This window comes from Caballeronia choica (genome assembly GCF_001544535.1).
Lineage (GTDB): Bacteria > Pseudomonadota > Gammaproteobacteria > Burkholderiales > Burkholderiaceae > Caballeronia > Caballeronia choica.
Genome location: NZ_FCON02000001.1, coordinates 135,305 through 153,251 on the forward strand (window position 1 = coordinate 135,305; position 17,947 = coordinate 153,251).

At 62.9% G+C, this 17,947-nt stretch carries 11 protein-coding genes and 1 pseudogene; 6 read left to right on the forward strand and 6 right to left on the reverse strand.

Annotated features, from left to right (window positions below; all coding sequences use genetic code 11):
- Nucleotides 1–292 precede the first annotated feature (292 nt).
- Entirely contained in the window at nt 293–553 is a 261-nt protein-coding gene (locus AWB68_RS00590; RefSeq protein ID WP_087642518.1) for a hypothetical protein, read from the forward strand.
- Between the two features lie 115 nt (nt 554–668).
- Here AWB68_RS00590 and AWB68_RS00595 read toward each other — a convergent pair whose 3' ends face one another.
- Nucleotides 669–1,373: a CBS domain-containing protein gene (locus tag AWB68_RS00595; RefSeq protein WP_087642414.1), complete on the reverse strand. Its 705-nt coding sequence runs from the start codon at nt 1,371–1,373 to the stop codon at nt 669–671.
- Nucleotides 1,374–1,572: 199 nt separating this feature from the next.
- Nucleotides 1,573–2,079: a hypothetical protein gene (locus AWB68_RS00600; RefSeq protein ID WP_087642415.1), complete on the reverse strand. Its 507-nt coding sequence runs from the start codon at nt 2,077–2,079 to the stop codon at nt 1,573–1,575.
- A 273-nt stretch (nt 2,080–2,352) separates the two neighbouring features.
- Here AWB68_RS00600 and AWB68_RS51280 point away from each other — a divergent pair.
- Together AWB68_RS51280 and AWB68_RS00605 are read left to right on the forward strand one after the other, a co-directional pair.
- A pseudogene (locus AWB68_RS51280) lies at nt 2,353–2,467 on the forward strand (glycogen/starch/alpha-glucan phosphorylase); the annotation flags it as partial.
- Nucleotides 2,468–2,587: 120 nt separating this feature from the next.
- The gene (locus tag AWB68_RS00605) at nt 2,588–4,669 is read left to right on the forward strand and encodes a glycogen debranching protein (protein WP_087642416.1); all 2,082 of its coding nucleotides are present in this window, start codon (nt 2,588–2,590) and stop codon (nt 4,667–4,669) included.
- A gap of 175 nt (nt 4,670–4,844) precedes the next feature.
- Here AWB68_RS00605 and ptsG read toward each other — a convergent pair whose 3' ends face one another.
- Nucleotides 4,845–6,620, reverse strand: a complete 1,776-nt coding sequence (gene ptsG, locus AWB68_RS00610) for a PTS glucose transporter subunit IIBC (RefSeq protein WP_087642417.1) — start codon at nt 6,618–6,620, stop codon at nt 4,845–4,847.
- A gap of 26 nt (nt 6,621–6,646) precedes the next feature.
- Nucleotides 6,647–9,202: a phosphoenolpyruvate--protein phosphotransferase gene (gene ptsP / locus AWB68_RS00615; protein ID WP_087642418.1), complete on the reverse strand. Its 2,556-nt coding sequence runs from the start codon at nt 9,200–9,202 to the stop codon at nt 6,647–6,649.
- Between the two features lie 418 nt (nt 9,203–9,620).
- On the opposite strand from ptsP, the gene AWB68_RS00620 reads away from it, so the two are divergent.
- The 3 genes from AWB68_RS00620 to AWB68_RS00630 all read left to right on the forward strand — a co-directional run bounded on the left by AWB68_RS00620 (nt 9,621) and on the right by AWB68_RS00630 (nt 12,669).
- On the forward strand, nt 9,621–9,857 hold the full coding sequence (locus tag AWB68_RS00620) for a hypothetical protein (protein WP_087642419.1): 237 nt from the start codon (nt 9,621–9,623) through the stop codon (nt 9,855–9,857).
- A gap of 294 nt (nt 9,858–10,151) precedes the next feature.
- Nucleotides 10,152–11,330 carry a porin gene (locus AWB68_RS00625; protein WP_087642420.1) on the forward strand — a complete coding sequence of 393 codons (1,179 nt, stop codon included), beginning with the start codon at nt 10,152–10,154 and terminating at the stop codon, nt 11,328–11,330.
- Nucleotides 11,331–11,850: 520 nt separating this feature from the next.
- Complete coding sequence (locus AWB68_RS00630; protein WP_087642421.1) at nt 11,851–12,669, forward strand: hypothetical protein; 819 nt, start codon at nt 11,851–11,853, stop codon at nt 12,667–12,669.
- A gap of 79 nt (nt 12,670–12,748) precedes the next feature.
- On the opposite strand, the gene AWB68_RS00635 is transcribed toward AWB68_RS00630, so the two are convergent.
- Complete coding sequence (locus AWB68_RS00635; RefSeq protein WP_445344356.1) at nt 12,749–15,112, reverse strand: mechanosensitive ion channel family protein; 2,364 nt, start codon at nt 15,110–15,112, stop codon at nt 12,749–12,751.
- A gap of 732 nt (nt 15,113–15,844) precedes the next feature.
- Nucleotides 15,845–17,617: a SulP family inorganic anion transporter gene (locus tag AWB68_RS00640; protein WP_087642422.1), complete on the reverse strand. Its 1,773-nt coding sequence runs from the start codon at nt 17,615–17,617 to the stop codon at nt 15,845–15,847.
- Between the last annotated feature and the right edge of the window lie 330 nt (nt 17,618–17,947).

Sequence of the window (17,947 nt, forward strand, 5' to 3'; positions counted from 1 at the left end):
AAAATTGGATGCTATCCGCTTGCCACCGTTTCTATTCAAGAGGCGATGTCGAACGTGTGACGAGATGGCTTTCCCGCTGGACCAGACTCGCGTCGCACGTGCCAGCGCCTGGATCGGCCTGTCGGCGACGGATCGCCTGTCGCGGGTTGACTCGCTCCAGCGCGAACTGATGCTCGGGCAGAGGCGAGCTTGCAAGCCTCGCTTTTCACTGACGACGATTAACGGCGCAGTTGGGCCGGATGCCAGAAGACGTTGCGTTCGACAACCTATGACAGCACATAAGTTGCTCACTATGGAGAAGTGCCAATACTGCGAAAGAATCCGTGACGAATGGGATTGTCACGGCGACGAATGCCGACGAGCCATAGCCAAAGCGCTCCGACGGCAGAGGGCAGGTTTGCCGATGGTGCCCAGGATAATCCGCAACAAGCTTCCAGCTAACGCGACCACCGGCGAGACGATTACAGTGCTTATGCAACAGCGCCTGCGCGCCCGCCGTGGCAATGAAGAACGCCGGGACCGCAAGGCGATCGACGACGATGAGGTCGACTAGTCGCGCGGACTCTCGACCCTGCCACAGTTGCACGCAGCCTGAAGTTGCACCTGCCGCCGCCGGACACCCGCGTTGACGTTGCGCCTCCTTGCGTTGACCCTTGCCATTCTGCTGACTAGCTGGAGCGCCCCACATCGCCGAGAGCCCCACCGAGAGGCCCGGCGTGCATCACGACCTCCTTCACGCCCGGCACGCACTCGGCAGCGACCCGAATGGCCCTCTGTTCTTCGTCGCTCCTGGCCGTTGCCCAGAGATGCGCGGTTGCGTCCTTGACGATGACGTTCTCCGGCGGAAGCGCCCAGCGGTGACCCGTCATCGCAAGAAGAATCGCTTCTCGCAGCCCGGCGTCGTCGCCCTCGGTCGAGGCTGGCCGCTTCGGCACCACCGTCACGAGTGCGCGGATCAGGTTTGCACGGCTGACGACACCCACCAGTTTCCCGTCGCGGACGACCGGCACGCGCTTGATCCGCCGCGCCTCCAGCAACTCGGCGATCTCGGCGACCGTGCACTCCTCGGTAATGGTGACGACATCGGTGCTCATTACATCCTTGACCGTGGTGGCATTCTCCTTGACATACATGTTCGCAAGATCGCTTGTCGATGCCAGCGATTCCAGCCACCAGGATTGACGTTTGCCCGTTCCGATTTCCTCCCGGCGCATCAAGTCACCCTCCGTGACCATGCCGACGAGTTTGCCGTCCGGATCGATCACCGGCATTCCGCTGATGCCGGCGAAAACCATCGTTCCCGCCGCGATGCGCACCGTCATCTCCGGATTGGCGGTGATCACCGATTTCGTCATGATGTCGACAGCTCGCATGTGCGCACCTCCAAATAGTTGGCCGAACCGTCTCGCATGACGGCTATTGAACCATTGTGCTATTGGAATCGCGTAACGAGCAAGCTGCGGATCACGGGGGATGCGGCGCAAACGCTCCGTTCTCTGCCCGTTGGAGAGCGGAGCGTGAGCCGGATATCGAACGAGGGCGGCAAGCGAAGGCATCGCCTGCTTTTTGCCGCTAGAACCGGTTGCGCTGGCTTGGATCGTACTTTGGATCGGGTTGTCTCTGCGTCTGTCGGAGGACTCCCTGATCATCGAAATAAAAGTTGTAAATCAGATGGTCGATGTTGTTCTCCATGTACCGGTACGACCATACCTCCCTTTGTACTCGCTTGAAGTAGGAGGTTTCGAACGGACGGCCGAAGTTGACGAGCACGTCGTTGCGGGTCCACTTTCCCACCTCCGCGCGATAAAACTCATTGTCCTGAAGGACTTGTCGAACGGCCAGCACTTTGCCGGAAGCGTCGATGTCGGCTGCGGTTGTCGTCGAACCCATGGGCTGGGTCGGCCACATCAGCCGCTTGCCGCCGTTGGGCAGATCGTATGTTTCCTTGGGCGGACCCAGACGGGCAATCAGGGCGGACTGGTCGGCGCCAGGCTCGACTTGCTGATGCGGCGGCCCAGCGCAACCCGCAAGCATCGACACTGCGGCGCACACGATCAGGAATGCAAGTCGGTTGAGCATGGAAGTGCTCCGCTACGGGGGAATCGGCTCGGCCTGTCTTCGTTGTCATGGAGCATTGCACCGCGGCTCGGTGAACGCGTGCTGCGGATGCGCTGCAACAATAAAAAATTCGATAACGATATCGACCGGTGAACTGACAAAGGCGCCAGGAGGCCTTTCCTTGCAATCTACATCGCTCAGCATATCATTGCACAGTGCACGAGACGCCCAACAGAAACCAAAAAAATTGCATGCTCGCAGGGCTACGTCGAGACAATGACGAAGCCGGATGACCTGGCGAAACTCATCGTTCGACGCATCACAGGTGTAGCGGAAAGTCGTGAACAACGATCCGGCTATTGAAGCGTGGCTGGAGGTCGTCTTCTATCCGGATTTCAACGTGAGACATCGGTCATGAATACGGCGCGCTCGCTGCATATCTCTTCCGACCTTGAGATTCGCAAGGTCTGCGAGCGTATCCGGGCCGTGCGCGCGGTGAACGCAAACCTTGTTCAGCCATAGCGCCGCGATGGAACGCAGCTATGCGGTGCAGCCGGGTTCGAGATTCCCGTCCGGGGCGACGGTCGTGTCCGGTGGCATCAATTTCTGCGTGTTCTGCCGGCACGCAACGGAAGTCGAGCTTCTTCTTTACGCCGGTCCGGCCAGTCCGGAGCCGTTCCAGGTCATCTCGCTCGAGCCCGAGTCCAATCGCACGTTCTTCTACTGGCATGTGCTGGTCGAAGATCTGCCGTTGCACTGTCATTACACGTGGTGCGCGCATGGCCCGCATGGCTTGCTGCAGATCAGCGACGAAGCCGCTGGACGCAGGGAGCTTCTCGATCCTCACGCGCGCGCAGTCAGCGATCACCTCTGGAACCGGCAGCAATCCGCCCAATCGACCGATACCGGTCACGCGTCAATGAGGGCCATCGTCACCGAACCGTTCCGCACGCGCGACAGGGCGGCCATTCGCACGCTGGACGACGCGATCATCTACGAACTGCACGTCGGCGGCTATACCCGTCATCCTTCGAGTGGCGTGCTTCATCCCGGCACGTTCGCGGGCGTGATCGAAAAAATCCCCTATCTGCAGCAGCTCGGCGTGACCCATGTTGAACTGATGCCGGTGATGGCTTTCGACGAGCAGGACGTCCCCGCCGCCGTGGCTGCGAGAAGCCTGCACAACTACTGGGGCTACAGCACCCATAGCTTCTACAGCGCCCACCCACGCTATTGTGTGGACCCTGTCCGCGCACCGCACGAGTTCCGCGCGCTCGTCGATGCCTTGCACGCGGCGGATATCGGCGTACTGCTCGACGTGGTGTTCAACCACACAGCGGAAGCGGGCGCGAATGGTCCGGTGATCAACTTCAAGGTTCTGGCGAACGACATCTTCTACCACGTCGATACCAACAGCAGCACCGGCAGCCACGGCTACCGCGACTACACGGGTTGCGGAAATACCGTCAACTGCAACCATCCTCTGGTGACTGCGTTCGTGGTGCGGTGTCTTGAATACTGGGTACGCGAATTCGGTGTCGACGGCTTCCGGTTCGACCTGGCGAGTGTCTTCGCACGCGGCCAGCATGGCGAATCGATGAGCGTGCCTCCACTGCCGTGGGCGATCGAGTCGTCGCCCGTGCTGGCTCGCGCGGCGCTGATCGCGGAGGCGTGGGATGCGGCGGGCCTCTATCATCTGGGTGCCTTTCCCGGCATGGCATGGAAAGAATGGAACGGACGCTATCGCGATGTGATCCGCCGTTTTGTGCGAGGCGATCCAGGTCTTGTCGCACAGGTCGCCACATGTGTGGCCGGAAGCGCCGATCTCTATCAGGACGACGGGAGGCTGCCGGCCAACAGCATCAACTTCGTTACGTGCCACGATGGCTTCACGCTGAGCGATCTCGTCAGCTTTGACGCGAAGCACAATGAGGCCAATGGAGAGGACAACCGGGATGGCAGTAACGACAACCTGTCATGGAATTGCGGCACGGAAGGCGAAACGGATGATGCTCAGATCATTGGGCTGCGTCATCGTCAGGCGCGCAATTTCATGGCGATCCTGCTGCTGAGCCAGGGTGTGCCGATGATTCTTGCGGGCGACGAGTTCCTCCGAACCCAGCACGGGAACAATAACGCCTTTTGCCAGGACAATGCGCTGGCGTGGATCGACTGGCGGCTCTCGGATCGCGCTTCCGGGATGCTGCGCTTTACCCGCGAGTTCATCGCCTTGCGCAAGCGCCATGCGAGCCTGCGTCACCGCCGTTTCTTGACCGGGCGTCGGCCGAGTGGGCAGTCGCATCCCGATGTCGCGTGGCACGGTGAGCGCTTGCACGCTCCCGAGTGGAACGACCCCGGGGGGCGTCTCCTCGCTTTCACGCTCGCCGGGAGATCGCCCGACGAGCCGCTGCTGCATGTGGTGTTCAACATGGGCGATGCCACGCGCGTGGTGGCGCTTCCCGCTCTGGAAGAAGAGCGGCGCTGGCGGCGCATTGTCGATACGGCCGCCGTTCCGCCTCACGATATCGAGCCGCAAGCCAAGGACGCGAGCGTCGAAAGCGAAACATGTTCCGTGCAAGGGCGAAGTGTTGTCGTTCTCGAAGAGGGGTGAATTTGCCGCAGTGCCGGTCTTTTGCTTCTGGCTCCGCACCGTCGCGTCCAGAGCGCTTGCCGCTCGCCCGCACGACGGGCGATTGCCTGGTCCGCGCGGATGATGCGCGCGTGCGCCGCCCCAAAAACAAGGGCGCCCGAAGGGCCGATATGAGGGGTGGGGGTCTTGTCGGCGCTTATCGCATCTCGCTCGCGAGGTGTTCCGCCTCGAGGCCGACGATCAGATCCAGCTCGCCGTTGCTGAGCGATTGCGTCGCGGGGACGCCGGCCTCCTTCAGCGCGGCGGCGTCGAGCCGGGAGGCGTCGGACAGCAAGACGCGCAGGCGCGTGGCCGCAAGCGCTTCGAGCTTCTTGATGTTGGCAGTGCCACCGAGCGCTGCGCGGATCTTGTCCGCCCGCGCCTTCTGCGTCGAGCCGGGCGCGGCGGCGGCGGGAGCCGCGATCGGAGCAGCGGCCTCGGCGACTTGCGTTCCGCCCGCTGCGAGGTCGGCTTCGCTGCCTGCCGTCTTCAGGTATTCCTGCAGGTCGGTCTTCATGTTCTCCGACGACGTCCCGAAGATCGCCTGCACGCCATTGCCGACACGCAAGACACCCGCGGCGCCGAGCGCCTTGAGCTTGCCGTCGTCGACGAGCGCCGGGTTCTTCACCGAGACGCGCAGGCGCGTGATGCAGGCATCCAGGCTCTGGATGTTGGAACGGCCGCCGAAGGCGAGCACGAGTTCGCGCGAGCGCCCCCCGGTGCCGGCCGTGCTGACCGTGGCGGCTTCGACGGTGTCGTCCTCGCGACCCGGCGTCTTGAGGTTGAACCGGGTAATCACGAAGCGGAACACGCTGTAGTAGATCACCGCGTAGATCGGCCCGAGGATGAAGACGTACCAGGCATGGGTCGCCTTGTTGCCGATCAGGTTGAACATCAGGAAGTCGATGGCGCCCTGCGAGAACGTGAAGCCCATGTGCATGTTCAAGGTGTTGGCAACGAACTGCGCCGACGCCGCGAGGCACGCGTGGATGAAGTAAAGGATCGGGGCGACGAAGAGAAAGGCGAACTCGATCGGCTCGGTGATCCCGGTGAGGAACGAAGTCAGCGCGGCCGAGACCATGATGCCGCCGACAGCGACCTTCTTCTCCGGCTTGGCGCAGTGCCAGATTGCGATCGCCGCGGCCGGCAGGCCGAACATCTTGAACAGGAACGCGCCCGACAGGATGCCAGCGGTGGGGTCTCCCGCGAAGAAGCGGCCGATGTCGCCGTGGACCACCTTGCCGGTCGTCGGGTCGAGGAAGCTGCCCGCCTCGAAGAAAAACGGCACGTTCCAGATGTGATGCAGGCCGAACGGGATCAATAGACGCTCGACGAAGCCGTAGAGCGTCGCCGCGGTGCGCGGATCCGAAACTGCCGCCCACTGCGAAAACGCCTTGATCACGCCGCCGATCGGCGGCCACACGACGGACAGGATGCCGCCAAGCACGATCGCGCCGATCGCGGTCACGATCGGCACGAAGCGCTTGCCGCCGAAAAAGCCGAGATAGGGCGGCAGCGTGATCCTGTAGTAGCGATTGAACATCCAGGCCGCCAGACCGCCAGCCAGAATGCCGCCAAACACGCCGGTCTGGATCGACGGAATGCCCATGATCGTGTCGGGCACGATGCCTTCCGCCTTGGCAATCACGCCGAGCGTCGCCGTCATGACGAGATACCCGATCGTGGCAGCGATGCCCGATACGCCATCGTTCTCGGTGAAGCCGAGCGCGACGCCGATCGCGAAGATCAGCGGCAGGTTGCCGAAGATCACGTCGCCCGCGTTCTTCATCAGCGCGAGCACGATGGCCGGCACGTAGCCGTGGAAGTCGGTCGCGCCGAGGCCGAGCAACAGTCCGGCCACGGGCAGCACGGCGACGGGCAGCATCAACGATTTGCCGACCTTCTGCACGACGCCAAACGCGTTCTTGAACATGGATGGTCTCCCGCCGGCTGGCCGGCTTATTCGGCGTAAGGGGTGAGAAGGGCGCGGACTTCAGCGGCGGTACCGACCTGCAGCACGCGGGCGGCGAGCTGGCGCGCTTCGTCCATGGTCAGCCGCGCAAGCTGGGCCTTGATCGAACCGACCGCGGGGATGCTGACCGAAAGCTCGTCGACACCGAGGCCCACGAGCACGGGAACTGCCATCGCGTCCGAGGCGATGCCGCCGCAGACGCCGACCCATTTGCCGTGCTTGTGCGCGCCTTCGACCGTCATGCCGATCAAACGCAGCACTGCCGGGTGAAGCGCATCGGCCTGCTTGGCGAGCTTCGGATGGCCGCGGTCCATCGCAAGCGTGTATTGCGTCAGATCATTCGTGCCGATCGAGAAGAAGTCGACTTCGCGTGCGAGCGGCTCGGCAATCAGCGCGGCAGCCGGCACTTCGATCATCACGCCGATCTTGACGCTGTTCGCGCGATCGCCGGCCTCCTCGAGCAACATCTTCTTCGCCGCGCGCACTTCCTCGATCGTGGCGACCATCGGGAACATCACGTGCAGGTTGCCGATGGAAGCTGCGCGCAGGATCGCGCGCAGCTGCGTGCGGAACATGTCCGGCCGGTCGAGGCTTACACGCACGCCACGCAGGCCGAGGAAGGGGTTGTCTTCCTTGGGCAGCGGCATGTAGGAGAGCGGCTTGTCGCCGCCGACGTCGAGCGTGCGGACGACGAGCGGACGCTCGCGGCCGAGCGCTTCGGCCACGGCGCAATATTCGGCGGCCTGTTCGTCCTCGGACGGCGCGGTGTCGCGGTCATCGAACAGGAACTCGGAACGCAGGAGGCCCACGCCTTCGGCGCCGGCCGCTACCGCCTCGCGCGCTTCCTGCGCGTTGCGGATGTTCGCGACGACTTCGACCCGGTGACCGTCGGCCGTCATCGCGACCTTGCTCGCGATGAATTTCTCTTCTTCGCGCTTGGCCGTCTGGCGCTTGATGCGCTCGTGCGCCTTCTGGAGTTCTTCGTCGCTCGGATTGCGCCGCAAGCTGCCGTGCGAGCCGTCGAGCACGACGAGCGTGCCGTTGGCGAGCTGCAGCGCGCCCTCGTCGATGCCGCAGATGGCCGGGATGCCGAGCGAGCGCGCGAGGATCGCGACGTGACTCGTGGCGCCGCCGGTCGTGGTGCAGAAGCCGAGCACCTTGCTGCGGTCCAGCGCGGCGGTGTCGGACGGCGAGAGTTCCTCGGCGATCAGGATCGAGTCGGCGGGCACGTCGATCTGCGCCTGCTCCACGCCGGCGAGGAGCGCCAGCACACGGCGGCCGACGTCCCGGACATCGCCTGCGCGCTCTCGCAGCAACGGGTTGTCGAGCTTCTCCAGTATGCTCGCCTGCTTCTGGAAAGCATCGCGCCATGCAAAGCCCGCGCTCTTGCCTTCGCTGATGCGACCGATCGCCATGTCGTTGAGGTCGGGGTCTTCGAGCAGTTCGAGGTGTGCGTCGAGGATCTGCGCCTTCGACGGATCCGTAAGCCTGGCCTTGAGCCCTTCGATCTGCTGATGCGCTTCATGGCGGGCCGATTCGAGCCGCGCCCGTTCGCGCTGTGGCGATTCGCCCGCTTCCTTGACGTCGATGACTTCCTGGCGGAACTGCACGATCTTGCCGACTGCGAGTCCGGGCGAGGCCGATACGCCGGTCAGTTCGTTGGCGTAGGCGGCCGCTGCGCGCACGGCGCCGGCGGACGGTGCGGCAGCGGCAGCGGCAGCGGGCGATGATGCGGGTGCGGGTGCGGGCGCGTCGCCGGGCTTCTCGCCCGAACCTTCTGCGAGCAGACGCGCCAGCGCGCCCGCGGCTTCGCCCGCGTCGGGACCGGTCGCCTGAACGCGTACCTTGTCGCCGAAATTCGTCGCGAGCCCCATGAGCGACACGACCGACTTGGCGTTCGCGCTGTCGCTGCCGCGCAGCAGGCGGATTTCGGACTTGTATTTCTTGGCTTCGGCTGCGAAGACGGCGGCGGGCCGCGCATGCAGGCCCGCGGGATTCGGCAGGGTGACTTCGTCGGATGAGATCGCGCCCGCCGCGCCGCTCGCCTCGGCTTCCGGCGCACCGCCGACGAGGTCGACGGACAGCGCCGCGTCCTTGCCCGCGGTGACGAGTCCCTTCGCTGGCACGTAGCGCGTCACGAGATCGCCGTTGGCGATCACCATCTGCGTGAGCAGGCTCACCGCCCTCGCGCCGACCACGAGCGGATCGAACCGAATCAGCGGCTGGCCCGTCGTGACGGTGTCGCCTTCCTTGACCAGCGGGGTGAAACCCTCGCCGCGCAGCATCACCGTGTCGAGCCCGATGTGCAGCAGTACCTGGAGCCCGTTATCGCCCGTGATCGTCACGGCGTGGTTCGCGCGATGCAGTTGCGTGACCTTGCCGGAAAGCGGGGCGAGCAATTCGTCCGAGGTCGGGTCGATCGAAATGCCGTCGCCGACCATCTTCTGCGCGAAGACCGGATCTGGCACGTCTTCGAGCGGCACCAGCACGCCCGAGAGCGGCGCCGTCAACTCGAAGCGTACTGGTCGCGGAGGAGCTTTCATTTGCACGACTCCTTTTGTTTGATGCCTGGCTGAAACGATTTGACTTGAGCGGCGCGGTCTTCGCAGGCGCGGACGGGAATAAGCTCAAGAACTGCCGATATGAGGTTAAACCCGATGCGAGGCGGACGCCGCGAAGCAAAGGACCTGAACCGGCCTAGGACAATCATAGGCAACGACTTTGTTATTCGCTGCACGAATTAAGTCAGGCGCGTTGCCTTGCAGGTGTGTTTCGATTTCAGAACCGCCAATACCAACTCGCTGGCGAATATTCTCCAGTTGATCACTGCATGCAACAAACGCAGCGATTGCGAAGAATCGCGAATCGGTCGGACACGTTGGGAGAGGTCGGTATCTGGAAGTTCGAGCATGCGCCCGCCGCGTTCGCGAGGGTGATCGCCGGATTGTCATCTGGAGCGCGATGGTCGATTGGCTCGCAGCGAAGAACGTTTCCGTGCGACGAATCCGACCGCATGCCGATGGTGGCGCATGGCGCAGAGCAATGCGGCTGACGAACTTCCGCTCCTGTGCGGTCGATGTCGCTCAAGCGGGCAGGGTGCTTTACGAGAATGCGCGGCCGCTCGGCGGATTCCTCCGCGATGCGATGCGCCAGAACATGAGCACCTTTTGTCGCGGCGCAGCGGTTGTCTTTTCTTAGCGCTCAACTATCCTAGGAATGGTGCGGAGGTCGCGTTTCAGACCAGGGACGATGTCGACCTTCCCAAGCGGTAACGGGCTGGCTTTGAGCACTCGGCAGTGACGCACGTTTGGCACGACTGCTTCGTCGATCCCGAAGTCGCCGGTGTCGAATCCTTTCATACGGTACCGGCCGGTGCATCGCTTTTCAGCAATGCACCGGCCTTTCAGCGCGCTTGTGGCAACGCCAACCTGAACGTGTCTGAGTGAAGCAATTCAGAACAATCCCGCCGAGCGGATCATCTGGAGCAAGCTAATGAACAAATCCCTTATCGCTGGCGCATCACTGATCGTCCTGGCGGGATCGGTGCACGCGCAGAGCAGTGTGACGCTGTATGGCCTGATCGACGCGGGCCTGACGTATACGAACAGCCAGATCACCGGAACCGGGTCGGGCGGGCACAGCAACTGGCAGATGACCAGCGGATCCGTCCAGTACAGCCGTTGGGGGCTGCGTGGCGCGGAAGACCTTGGTGGCGGGATAAAGGCCATTTTCACGTTGGAAAATGGTTTCAACGTGAACAACGGGCAGTTTTCGTCCAGCAACCGGATATTCAATCGCGAGGCGTACGTGGGATTGTCCAGCCGCGACTTTGGCACGCTGACGCTTGGTCGCCAGACCGATGACATGGTCGACTTCGTCGCGCCGCTCTCGATGACCGGCACGCAATATGGCGGCACTCACTTTGCCCACCCCTTTGACATTGACAACCTGAACGACTCGTTCCAAATCAACAATTCGGTGAAATATGAAAGTCCGGTGTACGCCGGGTTCAAGTTCGGTGCGCTGTATGGCTTTTCGAACGAGGCCGGTGGCTTTGCGGACAATCGCGCCTACAGTGTGGGCATGTCGTACGCATGGGGGCCACTGAATTTCGGCGCTGGGTATCTGCATCTGAATAGCGCCGCCGGGACGCCGGGACAGGTCAACACGGGTGGCGCGGTGACCGATACGACCGGCTCTTCGATTCAGGCGCTGCTGTCGCCAACCTCAGTTCCGCTGGGCGCCCTGGCCAGCCGGCAACAGACGTGGGGTGGCGGCGTGAGTTATGCGATCGGCCCGGCGGTTGCCGGTTTTGTGTACTCGCAGACCAACCTGACGCAACTGTTCCAGACCGGTTTGAGCACACACTTCCAGAACTTCGAAGGCAACGTGCGTTATGCGCTGACACCGGCTGTCCAGCTCTCCGGCGCCTATACGTATTCGCGCGCGGGTGGCAGCGGGGGGAGCGGCAGTCCGCACTGGAACCAGGTGAGCGCGATGGCTGACTATAGCTTCTCAAAACGCACCGATCTTTATCTGCAAAGCACCTGGCAGGGCTTGAGTGCGGGCGGCAATTCGCCGTTGGGCGTGGCGTGGATCAACGGCGTGAGCGCGCCGTCGTCGACGAATAACCAGGTCGAAGCAACGGTCGGCGTGCGTCATCGATTCTGAATGCGCTGTCGGATCGGAGATGGGATTTTGAGGTTGTGAGCTCGCTCGGGCGAGATTCGACAACGAAGAAATCGAAATCGCTTCGCCGTGGATCTGCCGGGGCACAGGAATCACGCGTGCGCATTCGCGTGCACAAGACAACTGGTGCGCGAGATTGCCGTGAGACGGCAATCTCACCTGCTTGCGCAAGAGCGGTGTATGGTTGAAAGCCGCGCTTGCGCTGCCGCATGGGCCGTCAAGGCAAGACGCGATGCCATCCTCTTGCCGCTTCTGCTCACCGCCGTATGACACATGCTCTCCTTCTCTTTGTCCTGTACACCCCCTCGGGCGACAGGATGCGCTGGCTGAAACCGAATTGACGAGCGTCCCGCGATCCTTGCTTCTGATCCAATAAGCCTTCACAGTGTCTGCTGTGCGCAATCTCTGTGCTGACGGCAACCGGCCCGCGTCGTACTGCGGCTTGACCACGCAAGCGATGCCGCGCGCATCTGAAACGCGTGGAGCGGCAGAAGGAGACATCATGACTCGACGGTCGAAATGCATCGCCGCGTTGACGACGGCTGCCATAAGCGGCTTGGCGTTCGCGACCGACGCTCCTCCGGGCGACGCCGGCGCGCAATGGCAGTTCGCAGCGGGGCCCTACCTGTGGTTGCCGACCGTGAGCGGGACGCTCCGGTTCTCATTGCCCGGCGGCGGCGCCGACGCGTCTTCCGGGCCGTACAACTATCTGCAGAACCTCAGATTTGCCTTGATGCTGCAAGGAGATGCCCGCAAGGGAGACTGGAGTGTTTTCGCCGACGCCATCTACCTCAACTTCGGCCGGCACGATAGCTCTGTCAATTCGACGAGCGGCGTCCTCGGCACGCGCGAAACCCAGAAGGACGTTCAGACGAGTTTCGCCGGAACGCTGGTCCAGTTGGGCGGCGGTCGCACCGTCGTGCGGCAGGGATGGGGATACATCGATGCGATCGCGGGGCTGCGCTACCTGGGTGTGAAGGCAACACTCGACGCCGCCCTCGGTGCGACAGCCGGCTCAAGACCTGGAGCCACCACGAACTTTCATGTCGGGCAGATGCAGAACATCTTCGACGGTTTTGCGGGCGTGCGCGGGCGTGCAACCCTCACGACGGACGGCGCCTGGTACATCCCGTTCTATCTCGACGTGGGGACCGGCACCTCGAAGTTCACCTGGCAGGCGCTGACAGGTGTGGCCTATGCGACAAAGCGGGTCGACTTCGGCGTGCTCTATCGATATCTCGCGTTTTACGGCTCGGGTGATCAACTCGTACAAACGCTACGCTTCAGCGGCCCAAGCGTGAATGTGACCTTCAAGTTCTGATTTCCGATTCCCCGTCGCAAGGGATCGGTGAGCGATTCAACACGCTGCGGCCCACGACACGGCGCGCAAGTCGAGACGTTCAACCGGCAGCGGGCTGTGTGCGGGGCGGCTTTTGCAGGTTCGGTGCTGAAGGCATCCTGGTACCGGCCTGGTCTCCGACGGCGACATCCGCGTCGATGACGTCGCGACGCTCGTCATCTGCGCCGTTCTCAGCGTCTGGCTTGAGGCCCTTCGACTTCTCCAGCGTATGAACTTCCATCTGCGGCACGGGAATCTCGATGCCCGCGTCGTCCATCTTGCGCTTGAGCCGCTCATTGAACGCGCGCGCCACGCTCCACTGCTGCAATGGCCGCGTCTTGAACTGTCCTTTGACCAGCATCCAGTTGGCATCAAACCGGTCGAGCCCCCACACTTCGACGGGCCCAAGTATCTCGTTGCGGAAGCGCGAATCGGCCATCATTTCGGCGCCCACTTCGACAATGAGACGCCTGACCAGATCCATCTCGACGGAAAACGATACCCGCACTTCGAACACCGCGTAGGCGAAGTCGCGCGACAGATTCTTCACGATCTTGATCTGCGAAAAGGGAATGGTATGGATCGCGCCTTGCCCGTCTCGCAGGCGGACCGTGCGGATCGTCAGGTCTATGACAGTGCCGGCATGGCCGCCGTCGATGTCGATCCAGTCGCCGACCGAGATCGTCTCTTCGATAATGATGAAGAGGCCGGTAATCAAATCTGTCACCAGCGATTTCGCACCAAAGCCGGCGGCAAGACCGATGATGCCCGCGCCCGCGAGCAGCGGCGTCAGGTTGATGCCAAGGCTCGCGGCAACGCTGATGGCCGCGATCGTGACAACCATCACGAACAGTGCATTACGCACGAGCGGCAATATGGTGCGCCCGCGCACGCCCGGATCGAGTGCTCGGGCGCGCGCGGTGCTTGGGCTCAGCGCTTCGAGGATGATGGTATCGATCAGAATCCATGCGAACCACGCGCCGAAAACAGTCGTCGTGAGCGCAATCAACGTGTGCTTGACACCTGGCGTCATCGCACTGTGCTTGAGGAGCCGCGCGACCGGGCCGCTCCACAGTTCCAGTTCGAACCGGATATAGACGAGCCATATCATGAAAATCAGAAGCATGCCGCCGAAGCGCAGCAGCCTCGTCACGTGCGGCTTGCGGCGTTGTGCCCGGCTGTTCCGTCCACGCGTCAGATGAAGCAGGAGGGCCGACAGGAAGAGCGTGAGCACGAGCAGCAGCGCGCTGACCAGCGAGGGTTGCAACACCCCTCGCTCCGTGCCGCGTCCGTCGATCATCGCGACGATCGACGCGATTGCAATCAGCAGGATCGGAATGTGCCAGAGCGATGCGAAGATGTCGAGCGCCTCGGTCGCCAGTTTGTGATAGCGCCTTTGGCTTTGCGTCCGGTTGCGGATCAGATGTGCGACCGGCCGGCGATAGGCGAGTGCGAAGTACGCGCTCAAAATCGCAGCCCCCATGTTGGCGAAAGTCGACACGAGTCCGGCGAGGTTCGAGCCGAGCAGTTGAGTGACGTCGGGATTTGAAGCAGCGTCTCCGAGTGCGCCACATGCGCCGATCACGAACAGGAGCGAACGGGCGCGCGGGAGCAGCAGTTGTACCGCGACGCGCCGGTGTGCCGTGCCGAATACCGAGAACACAATCGTGCAGAGGGCGGAGAAGACCACGCCCGCGACGATCGAATACGCGATCACGAGCCCCAGCGTGTAGCCGAGCCTATCGGACCTGGTCCCCACGAGGAGAAGGGCGGCGAGGAATGCGACGATCCATGGCCCGGTCTGCCGCAGTCCGAAGCTCAACAGTTCGAGCGAGGTCGGGTTCGGCACGAGCGAGGCATCCCAGCCTTTCCGTGCACGGATGCGCCGCTGTCCGTAGAACAATGTGGCTGTGCAGACGCTCCAGGCAGCGAGCGTCACGAACATTCCGAGGACCACCTGGCCGAACGACTCGCCCCGCGCTCCGGTGACGATAGCCTTCAGCTCGTTTGCGGCTGCGCTCGAACGGCCCGACCAGTAATGCAAGGGCGTTTGACCCTCGTTCAGACTCGCCTCGACCGACGAGATGCCTGAGGCAATCGTGCCAAGCAAATCGCGGTTCGGCTCCGCCGGTGCTTCGGGCTCGGGGCTCTGCGCGGCGTCGCGCAACTTCTTCAATTTCGTCACGAGCGCTGTGCGCTGCGTGTCGTTGTCGAGCGTGCCAATGAGATTGTCCAGCGTCCGCGCCAGGTCGGCGTTGCTGGCCGGGGCGGGCGCCGATGCCGCCTGCGCCGGCGAAGCATGCGGTGCTGACGCGCCTGTGGTGCCCTCGACGAGGCGCTGCAGCCCTGCGGACAGAGGCGTTGCGGCCGCGAGTCGCGGCGTCGACAGAAGCAAGCCCGACACGGCAAGCCACACGCACGCCATCCACATGGCGCGCCACGCACGACGACCCTTGAAGGGGCGCGCGGGTCGGAAACGACCGCGAAAAGCGGTGCAAGCCGGTGGGCCAGCGCCCATCAGGGCGTTGCCGGGTTCACGTCCGGTGGATGCGTTCATGGCGATCCTTTGCAGATGAGGTCGCCCTGCCTGACCGGGATTACGGGCCAGTCGCCTGTGGCTCAGGCATGACGAGGGCTGGTGCGCGTCATTTGCGCGGCGATCCGATATCCGGAAGCTCGAACGAGGCTCGCCCGCGGCGGATGCGACGCCCATTCGGCTCTCGCCAAAGATTGCATCATCAAATACCGATCTGCAACCTGCATCGAAAAGACCCATGCTCGGGCAGGCCGATTTGCGCCATTGGGCCGATCATGTCATTGATGGGAATTCGACGCGATTCGCAAGGCAAGTAAGAGATGACGTATGTGATGGGCGCAAGGTGATCTCATGAAGGAGAACGTGTTGCGAGTTGATTGCCGGAATATTTGCATACCGAATTAAATTTGATGACTGCAAGCCGGATCACGCATGTGCCGGTAAGCCGAATGCGCGGACGACTTTATTGTCAACGCGCTGACGCTTTCGCCATTCAGGCGTAAGTACGCTTTTCGCGCGACCAGGCTTTCGATGCACAGGATGTGAAGGACGCATCCCGTCCATGCGGAACGAGCGTCCATTACCCGCGGGCCATGATCCCGATATGGAACCCACAACCAATCACGTCCCGCCCGACGTTCCAGGACCAGGATAGCCACCAGGCTCCTTGACCCCACGATTGCCGAGATGGTCATCGACCGCACTGCCTATCGTGGGATGGAATTGCGCATCCCCGAGAAGGTCCATCATTTCAAAGCGCCTGAGCTTGTCGCGCACGGGATCCTTGAGCTCGGCGAAGTGCAACTCGATGCCTTGCACGCTCAGCTTGCGGATCAACTCGCGAAGCATATCGGCCGATGTCACGTCCACGCTCGTCACCGGCTCTGCCGCCACGACCACTCTGCGCACGCGTGTCGGCGATTCCGCGATGGCCTGTAACAGACGCTCCTGGAACAGCTCGGCGTTGGCGAAGAAGAGCGGTGCGTCCCAGCGGAACAGCACGAGACCGGACATCCGCTCAGCGTGCGGATAGCGCTCCATGTCGTGGTAGCCGCGCAGGGCGGGGACGCGCCCGAGAATCGCGGAATGCGGTCGCCAGCCATCCCACAGAAATTCGATGATCGCTATCCCCACCGCAAGGCAGATGCCGGGGATGGCCCCGAAGACAGCGACGCCTGCGAGGCACGCGATGGAGAGCCAGAATTCCCATTGCTGGATGCGGAAAATGCGCTGGAGATCCTTGATCTCGAAGAGCCCGATGGCTGCGGCAATGACGACCGCGGCGAGCGTGCTGGTGGGCAGATAACGCAGCAGGTTAGGTGCCGCCAGCAGCAGCGCCGCGACCGCCACGGCGCCTACGACGCCTGTCAACTGGGTCTTCGCGCCTGCGGCCTCCGCGACGGGAGTGCGGGAGGAACTGCTGCTGATCGGGAAGCCGTGGAACAGCCCCGCCGCAAGGTTGGCGGCACCCAGGCCGATCATCTCCTGATTCGGATCGACCCGGCTGTTGGCGCGCGCAGCGAAGGTCCGCGACAGCACGCTGGTATCGGCGAAAGCGATGAGCGCGACCGCACTGCCACCGAGGACGATCTTCGCGAGGTCAGCGCCGCTTGCCCACGGCAGCGCGAACGCCGGCAGTCCCTGCGGAATCTTGCCGAGCACCTTGACGCCAAGGCTGTCGAGGCCGAACAGGCTGACACACAGCGTCGCCAGCACGACCGCGATGAGAATGCCCGGAAGCCTTTCAAAACGCTTCAGGAAAAGGATGAGCACGAGGCTTGCTGCGCCCACTGCGAAGCTGGTCCAATTGGCCTTGCCCGCGGCGATGGCCTGCGCAAGGGCGGCGAGATCGCGCAGCGGTCCTTGATCCTCGATGGAGATGGCGAAGAGCTTGGGCAACTGGCTGATCAGCACCGCGAGCGCAATCCCGTTCATGTAACCGTAGCGGATCGGCTTGGATAGCAGTTCAGTGATAAAGCCCAGCCGCAAGACGCCCATCACGATGCAGACCACACCGGAGACGATCGCCATCATGCCGGCCAACGCGATTGCACGAGCGGGATCGCCGGCGGCGAGCGGCGCGACCACCGCCAGGATGGGTGCGGCGAGCGCGGAGTCCGGTCCGAGCACCAGGATTCGGCTGGGTCCGAATATCGCATAGGCGAGCAGCGGAACGATCGTCGCATACAGGCCGCATACTCCCGGAACGCCTGACGCCTCCGCATAAGCGATGCCGACCGGCACCAGCATCGTGGTCAACACCAGGCCCGCAGCCAGATCCTTCGGCAGCCAGCTCGTCTGATAGCCTTTGACGACCTGGACGACGGGCAATGAACGAAGCCATCGCTGTGCGCTTCTCGTGTGCTCCGAATGAACGGGATCATCGGTCCGCATGGTTAGCACCTTCAGGCAATTGAGAGGCACAGGTGACGAAAGCATGCTCTTGACACTCCCGGAGAATGCGACGTGCCTGCTGTCGATCATACCGCCGCAGATTCACCGAATAGCCGGTGCGACGGCTTCGTCTGGCGGGTCATCGGCCCGCTTTGGTGGCGCATGCTGGCACATGTCTGCGGTACGCGGCGGAACGTCATGCTGACAAACCCTGATTGTGCTCATTGCGATGCAATGCACTGTCGTCCGCCACGGTCCGCTCGTCATCCGAAGCGCGGCGAGTGCCGCGCTACCCTGTTCAACCCCGCAATGCCCGGTGATATAGTCGTT